Origin of the sequence: Rhodohalobacter sp., assembly GCF_041686455.1 — a bacterium.
GTDB lineage: Bacteria > Bacteroidota > Rhodothermia > Balneolales > Balneolaceae > Rhodohalobacter.
The window spans coordinates 1-1838 of sequence record NZ_JAWLDW010000189.1; the positions used below are offsets into that span (position 1 = coordinate 1).

The 1838-nt window shown below is 41.3% G+C and carries 2 protein-coding genes; both read left to right on the top strand.

The features are described 5' to 3' along the window. Positions 1-290 precede the first annotated feature (290 nt). Positions 291-443, top strand: a complete 153-nt coding sequence (locus ACESM0_RS13320; protein WP_372906694.1) for a hypothetical protein — start codon at positions 291-293, stop codon at positions 441-443. Between the two features lie 634 nt (positions 444-1077). Next, positions 1078-1838, top strand: a 761-nt coding sequence (locus ACESM0_RS13325; RefSeq protein ID WP_372906695.1) for a serine hydrolase domain-containing protein, incomplete at its 3' end; no start/stop codon positions are given.

A 1838-nucleotide genomic window follows, 5' to 3' on the forward strand; every position in this document is an offset into this window, starting at 1 on the left:
GAGGCGGCCTGTGGTGGAATCGGGTGGGGGTATGGCGATGCCGTTGGCGATATGATTTATGAACTGGTGGAATCGATAGATACCGGGTGAAAGTTCAGCATGGCCTTCCGTTTGAAATGAAGATACCCAACGAAACGACTCATCAAGCAATTGTCGAGGCCAAAGCAGGTCAAAAACTCAAAGAATTTGATACCACTAAGGAGTTGTTTGAAAACCTGGATATCTGCAGAGTTTAACCTAATTCCACAGAGCTATGGAGAAAACAGTTTTAAAAAATAGAAGTCGAAAATATGCTAAATGATCTTCCCGATGATGCAAATTGGGACGATTTGATGCATAAAATTTATGTTCGAAAATCAATTGAGCAGGGTCTTAAAGATTCAGAATCCGGACGAGCTGTGTCACATGAGGAGATCAGGAAGAAATACAAACTGGCTGAATGAAAATCATCTGGACAGAGAAGGCAGAAAAACAACACCAGCTAAACATACACCCGCAAAGGCAGCTGAGTGGCGATTTGATCGAAGTCTTTATCGTTGTGAAGTAGTTCCACGTCATGTTCGATGCACCAGGTTCCGATAAGCATATAACCGGTTTTGCGAATGGTGATGCCTTTCGATCAGAGAAACCGGACATTCGATGCTGCTTTTATGGCCAGAGGTTTTTTCTCCAGGATGAACGCAGTATACCGTGAATTCCTCTCCCAAAAATGCGCCTGGAAACACAATCTGGTCAGCTCTGGCCGGTAGATGACGGCGGTAAAGCGGCCTACAGTCTGAATTGAGTTTCTTCTCGCGGCTTAGTTCCGAATCTGGTACTGTCTGGAAAACTGAAATAGTTGTTAGACATTCGGTGTATGGATATACAGGCAAAGGGAAAAGCGGGCTTATGCTGGTATTTATAACATTGAAGAGGATGTTTTTTAAATCTATCTGAAGTAATAAAAAAAAATGATATAAAAAGGATCAAGTTTACGCATTAATAATGTACTGGAGCTATCATCATAAATTTAAAAAAAATTTGGGCTCTTATATTGAACAATCAAAATTATTAAATTATCATTAAAAGAGAATTGTCATGAAACTTAAACTTATACTATTTGGACTGATAATTTTAATTCTCAAGAGTTGTGCCGGACTGGAGCAACTGAGTCATAATTTAGAGACTGATGCAACATTACCAGATGTTGATGCTGTTGTGCAGGATGAGATTATTAAGCAAAATATACCGGGAGCAGCGGTTGCAGTTGTCCAAAACGGGAGAATTGTTCACATCAACGGGTATGGTCATACATCGTTAGATCGTACGGAAGAAGTGGATATTGATCACGTGTTCAGGTGGGCATCAATATCCAAGCCTTTAACTGCAGTTGCACTATTGCAGCTCGACGAACAGTATGATGATTTCTCTATTGATGATAAAGTAAGTGATTATGTGAGTTATTGGCCAGATTCCGGGCAAAAGGGGGATATCACGATCAAGCAATTGCTTTCGCACCGGGCGGGTATTACTCACTATACCACTAAAAGAAATTGCCCTGACAATAATTCGCCTTCGCACAATACAGGTGCTCATGGAGCAGGGCCTTTCAGTGTTGAAGATGCCGTAGAAATATTTGAAGATGAGGATCTGTGTTTCGAGCCGGGTTCCTCCTATAAATATTCTACATATGGTTATACTCTCGCTGCCGCTGTTTTTGAAGAAGTATCCGGAGAAAGTTATGCTGACTGGGTGATGGATAATATTGCACAGCCAACGTTCATGATGTCATTGCAGCAGGCAACAGGTACATCAGAAGGGTATAACATATCGGGAGGAAGACTTGTAGATAGAAGTGA

What these genes read in the sequence shown, in the direction of transcription:
- ACESM0_RS13320 (WP_372906694.1), top strand. Translation starts at nt 291, where the DNA reads ATGCTAAATGATCTTCCCGATGATGCAAATTGGGACGATTTGATGCAT.